Source organism: Corallococcus sp. AB049A (genome assembly GCF_003668885.1).
GTDB classification, from domain to species: Bacteria; Myxococcota; Myxococcia; order Myxococcales; family Myxococcaceae; genus Corallococcus; species Corallococcus interemptor.
On sequence record NZ_RAWL01000529.1, the window covers coordinates 1 to 5,251 of the forward strand.

3 protein-coding genes are annotated in these 5,251 nt (G+C 73.0%); 2 read left to right on the forward strand and 1 reads right to left on the reverse strand.

Going from position 1 to position 5,251, the window contains the following annotated elements:
• The first annotated feature begins 1,161 nt into the window (after positions 1–1,161).
• Positions 1,162–2,385: a glycosyltransferase family 4 protein gene (locus D7X55_RS35305; RefSeq protein WP_120549724.1), complete on the forward strand. Its 1,224-nt coding sequence runs from the start codon at positions 1,162–1,164 to the stop codon at positions 2,383–2,385.
• Here the strand turns inward: D7X55_RS35305 and D7X55_RS35310 are convergent.
• Positions 2,316–3,509, reverse strand: a complete 1,194-nt coding sequence (locus D7X55_RS35310) for a glycosyltransferase family 4 protein (RefSeq protein WP_121725353.1) — start codon at positions 3,507–3,509, stop codon at positions 2,316–2,318. The two genes, D7X55_RS35305 and D7X55_RS35310, sit on opposite strands and share 70 nt — an antisense overlap.
• Positions 3,510–3,597: 88 nt before the next feature.
• Between D7X55_RS35310 and D7X55_RS35315 the strand changes: the two genes are divergently transcribed.
• Positions 3,598–5,040 carry an MATE family efflux transporter gene (locus D7X55_RS35315; protein WP_121725354.1) on the forward strand — a complete coding sequence of 481 codons (1,443 nt, stop codon included), beginning with the start codon at positions 3,598–3,600 and terminating at the stop codon, positions 5,038–5,040.
• Positions 5,041–5,251: the final 211 nt, after the last annotated feature.

Sequence of the window (5,251 nt, forward strand, 5' to 3'; positions counted from 1 at the left end):
TTAAGTCGTCGGCAGCGTCAGAGGTGTATAAGAGACAGCCCTGGCTCTTCATCCCCGCGGGCGCGCTCGCCGTCAGCTCCGGCGTCCTCTTCATCGTGCGCGGAGCCCTGGGCGCGGCGAGCGCCGCACGGGCGCAGGGGGCCGGTTCCGCGCGGATCGGCCTGGGGGCGGAGATCTCCAGCTCGGCGCGCATCGAGCCCGGTGCCGTCGTCGAGATGGGCGCCACCGTGCAGGCGGAAGCGGTCATCGAAAGCGGCGCCGTCATCCGCATGGGCGCCACCGTGCAGCGCGGCGCGACGGTGCAGCGAGGGGCCGTGGTCGGCTGGGGCGCCACCGTCCAGGAGGGAGCGACCGTGGAGCGCGCCGCCAGCGTCGGTGCCGGGGCCACCGTCGGCCGGAACGCGCGCCTGTCCGCGGGCGGTCACCTGGGAGCCGGCGGGCACATCGCTTCGACCGAGGGCCCCGGTGCGCCCTTGAAGCGGGTCCCGGACGCGGTCGCGGTGTTCCAGGAGGACGCGCGGCTGCGCGAGCTGGACGAGGTCTGCGACCGGCTGGAGGCCGCCTTCCGCAAGGCGTCCCCGGCCGTGCGTGACTTCCTCAGCGGGGGCGAGGAGTCCGTGAAGGCACTGCGCCGCTCGTGCCACGACCTGCGGAAGCGCGAGCAGGGCCTGCGCCGCGAGGTCAGCCCGGAGTTGATGGGCCGGCTCGAAGCGGAGCGCACGGCGCTCTCCGCGCGCATCACGGCATCAACGGATCCGCAGGTGCGCGCCTCGCTGCAGAGCGCCGTGGATGCCATCGACGCCCAGCGGGCGCAGCGCGAGCGGCTGGCGCGCAACGCGGACCGGCTGGATGCCGAGCTCACCCGCCTGCGCTGGAGCATCGAGGGCGTGGCCACCCAGCTGGTCCAGGTTCACGGGCAGAGCGGACCGACGGCCGCGCCCGCCGACGCCGAGCAGGGCTTGAGCCGCGTGCGTGAAGAGCTGGCCGCCATCAGCGAGGCGCTCGAGTCGGTCAACGAGGCGGAGCGGACCGGACTGCGGCCGGCGCACGAGCCCGTCGCGCCCCTGGACTCCCAGGAGCAGGGCATCCGGCCCACACGCGTCCGCAGCTGAGTCCCGGGCCCCGTTTGCCGCCGGCCCCGTGTCGCGGTAGCACCGGGCCGTGGGCTCATCCGGAATCGTCTACGCGTCCTTCGACCGCTTCCCCGCGCCCAAGGGCGCCGCCGTGCACATCCGCGCCTTCGTGGAGGCCCTGGGCGCCGCGTTCGGCCCGGTGGACCTGGTGGCCATCGGCGATGCGCCCGGTGCTCCCCCGCCCGCCCTGGGACCCGCCATCACCTACCACCCGCTGGGCGCCCGAGGGAAAGACCTCATCTCCCAGGCGCTGACGTTCCGCTCGCACCTGGGCGCGTGGTGGCAGGGCCGGCCGCGCGCGAAGGTCGTCCACGTCCGCTCCATCTTCGAGGGCTACCCCATCGCCCGGCGCAAGGCCGCCCTCACCGACGCGCTCGTCTACGAGGTCAACGGCCTGCCCTCCATCGAGCTCAAGTACCACCACCCCGACGTCGCGGACGACGCGGAGCTGATGCGCAAGCTCCTCGCGCAGGAGGAGACATGCCTCCACGCCGCGGACCTCCTCGTCACCCCCAGCGCCGTCACCGCCGAGCACCTGATTGCACGCGGCGCGGACCCCAAGCGCCTGCGCGTCATCCCCAACGGCGTGGACCTGGACGTGTTCCGCTACGCGCCCCCACGCCCCGCCGAAGCCGGCCGCCCGCTGCGCATGCTCTACAGCGGCACCATGACCGCGTGGCAGGGCGTGCACCACGCCATCGACGCCTGCCGCATCCTGCGCCGCGACCTGCCGGTGACGCTCACCCTCGTGGGCCCGCTGCGCAAGCACGCGCGACGCGCGCTCCTGGACCGGTGCGGAGACCTCGTGCTCCAGGGCGCGGTGGAAATCCTCGAACCCCTGCCCCAGGAGGAGCTGGCCCGGCTGCACCACGCCTGCGACGTCGTGCTCGTGCCGCTGCCCGTGAACGACCGCAACTGCGTGCAGGGCTGCTGCCCGCTGAAGCTGCTGGAGGCCATGGCCACCGGCACGCCCGTCGTCGTCAGCGACCTGCCGGTGACGCGCGCGCTCGCGGAAGGGACCGAGGCCTACCGCATCCGCCCCGGCTCACCCAAGGCCATCGCCGAGGCCGTGAAGGACCTCGCCGCCAACCCCGCGCTCGGCGCCGCGATGAGCGCCAACGCCCGCGCCCGCGTGGAGCGGGACTTCCCGTGGGGCCGCGCGCAGGAAGCGCTCGTGAACGCCTACGCGGAAGATTTGGGGATGGCGCGCGCCAGCACGCGGGACAACACCCGGGCCTCCGCGTCCGCCTGAAAGCCCGCCTCGATTCGCGCTCTCGCCGCCGTCCCCAGCGCCGCGCGCTTCGCCTCCGGCATCCCCAGCACGTCCAGGCACGCCTGCCCCAGGTGGTTGAGCAGCGCCTTCTCCACGATGAAGCCATTCACCCCGGACTCCACCGCCTCCGGGATGCCGCCCGCGTCGCTGGCGATGACCGGCCGCGCGCACGCCATCGCCTCCAGCAGCGCGTTGGGCATGCCCTCCCACAGCGACGGCTGCAAATACACATCACACAGCCGCAGGTATTCTGAGATGAGCCCCGGGGACTCCAGCGCGCCGGAGATGATGATCCGCGCCGCGTCCTCCGGATGCTCCGCCCGGTAGGCCACCAGGTGCTCGGCATCCCGCGCGCGCACCTCACCAATCACCAGCAGGCACGCGGGCCGCACGCGCCGCACCTCGGTGAGCGCGGACAGGAGGAACGGCAGCCCCTTCTTGTGGCGCAGCTCCCCGGAGAAGCCGAGCACCGCCTCGCCCGGCAGGATGCCCAACCGCTCGCGCAGGGCCGCGTCCACCGGGCCCGGTGAGAACAGCGCCGTGTCCACCGCGTTGGGGATGACCTCCACGCCTGGGTCGCGGCCCATCAGCATCGCCATCTTGCGGCCCAGGTCCGCGGACGCGGCCGTGAGCACGTCCGCTCGCTGGATGGTCCAGAGCAGGCGGGCGAAGTCCCCCGGCGGGAACATCAGCTGATCCACGTCATTGCCCCGCGCGCTGATGACGGACTTGAGCCCGGCGCTCTGCGCGAACACCACCGCCAGGAACCCCGGCGGATACAGGTAGTGCCCCCACACCAGGTCGTACTTGCGCCGCGCGTGCAGGTGGCCGAGCACATCGAGCGTGTGCTGCATGGACAGGTCCGCGCTGCCGAACAGTCCCAGCCGGTGCAGCGTCACGCCCTTCGCGAACGGGGACACGGCCTCCGCGTCCGGCACCGTCTCCAGCGCCCCCGGCTGCGCCGTGCGCGTCCAGGCCACCACGTCCACGCGTGCGCCCAGCCGCACGAGCGAGCCCGCGGTGCGCGCGCCGCTCCGCGCGAGCCCTCCGATGTCAGGGGGGAAGCGCTCGGCGAGGAGGAGGACGCGGGGACCGGAAGCCATGCCCTGAATCTACCCGGCCGCGCGCGCCGGCAGGCGGGGAACCGTGAGGGATGAAAGGCGGAAGGCGTCCCGTTGCAACGCCCAATCCATGACGCAACCCCCGACTGAAACGCTCTCCCCGGACGCCTCCCCCTCCACCTCGGGTTCCAAGGGCCTCCTTGCCTCCCTGTGGCTGGCGGTGAAGGGCTCCACCGAGGACCTGGCCACCGGGCCCGTGGATCGCGCCTTCCTGCTGCTGTCCGTGCCCATGGTGCTGGAGATGGTGATGGAGTCCGTCTTCGCCCTGGTGGACGTGCTCTTCGTGTCGCGCCTGGGCGCGGACGCCATCGCCACCGTGGGCCTCACCGAGTCCATGCTCACGCTCCTCCAGACCCTGCCGCTGGGCCTGTCCATCGGCGCCACCGCGCTCATCGCGCGCCGCATCGGGCAGAAGGATCCGGAGCGCGCCTCCAGCGCCGCCGTGCAGGCCCTGGGCTTGGGGCTCGCGCTGTCCGTGCCGCTGGCGTTCGCGGGCAGCTTCTTCGCGCGGCCGCTGCTCACGGCCCTGGGCGCCGCGCCCGGCGTGATTGAGCATGGCGCCGGCTACACGCGGCTGATGCTGGCCAGCTTCCCCATCATCACGCTCCTGTTCCTCATCAGCGCCATCCTGCGCGGCGCGGGGGACGCGGCCACGTCCATGCGCGCGCTGTGGCTGGCCAACTCCGTGAACATCGTGCTCGCGCCGCTGTTCATCTTCGGCCTGGGCCCCGTGCCCGCGATGGGCGTCACCGGCGCCGCGCTGGCCACCACCGTGGGCCGCTCCACCGGCGTGCTGTACCAGGTGTACCGCCTGCTCAAGGGCAGCGGACGTCTGGAGCTGCACCGCCGCCACCTGCGCCTGGAGCTGTCCACGCTGCGCTCGCTGCTGAAGCTGTCGGGAGGCGCCACGCTCCAGTCGCTGCTGGGCATGTCCAGCTGGCTGGTGCTGATGCGCATCGTGGCGACGTTCGGCAGCACGGCGCTGGCGGGCTACACGCTGGCCATGCGCATCCTGCTCTTCGTGCAGCAGCCGTCGTGGGGCCTGTCCCACGCGGCGGGCACGCTGGTGGGCCAGAGCCTGGGCGCGGGCGACACCGACCGCGCGGAGAAGGCCGCGTGGCGCGCCAGCTTCTACACGCTCGCGTTCCTGGGCGTGGTGGCGGTGGGCCTCTGGCTCTTCGCGGAGCCCCTCATCCACCGCTTCACCACGGACCCGGAAGTGGGCCTGCACGCCGCGCGCTGCCTGCGCATCGTCAGCTGCAGCCTGGCCCTCTACGCCTTCGTCACCGTGCTGCCCCACGCCTTCAACGGCGCGGGGGACACCACCACCCCCACCGTGGTGAACGCCCTCTTCTCCTGGGGCCTCCAGCTGCCGCTGGCGTGGGTCCTCTCCCATCCGCTGGGGCTGGGGCCGGCGGGCGCGTTCATCGCCATCGCCGTCACCTACGGGGCGCTGGGCCTGGCGAGCGCCGCCCTCTTCCGCCGCGGCGGCTGGAAGCTGCGACACGTCTGAGGCCGTCCTCCACCGGCAGACAGTCCGCACCTCCCAGGGGGCTGAGTTGAAAGCCTTCGGGGAGTGCGGACTATCCCGGCACTCTCGCAGCAAGTAGGCGCCGCCTGGCGCCTCCAGCCACGAAGGCTCCCGTCACCCCGGGGCGCCGCCAAAGTGTCGCCGCGAGAGCACGGGGCACGACCTGGCTCTTATACACATCTGACGCTGCCGA

Bases quoted from the DNA above. Each gene is read 5' to 3' on its own strand.
- D7X55_RS35315 (WP_121725354.1), top strand. From the start codon at position 3,598: ATGACGCAACCCCCGACTGAAACGCTCTCCCCGGACGCCTCCCCCTCC.
- D7X55_RS35310 (WP_121725353.1), bottom strand. From the start codon at position 3,509: ATGGCTTCCGGTCCCCGCGTCCTCCTCCTCGCCGAGCGCTTCCCCCCT.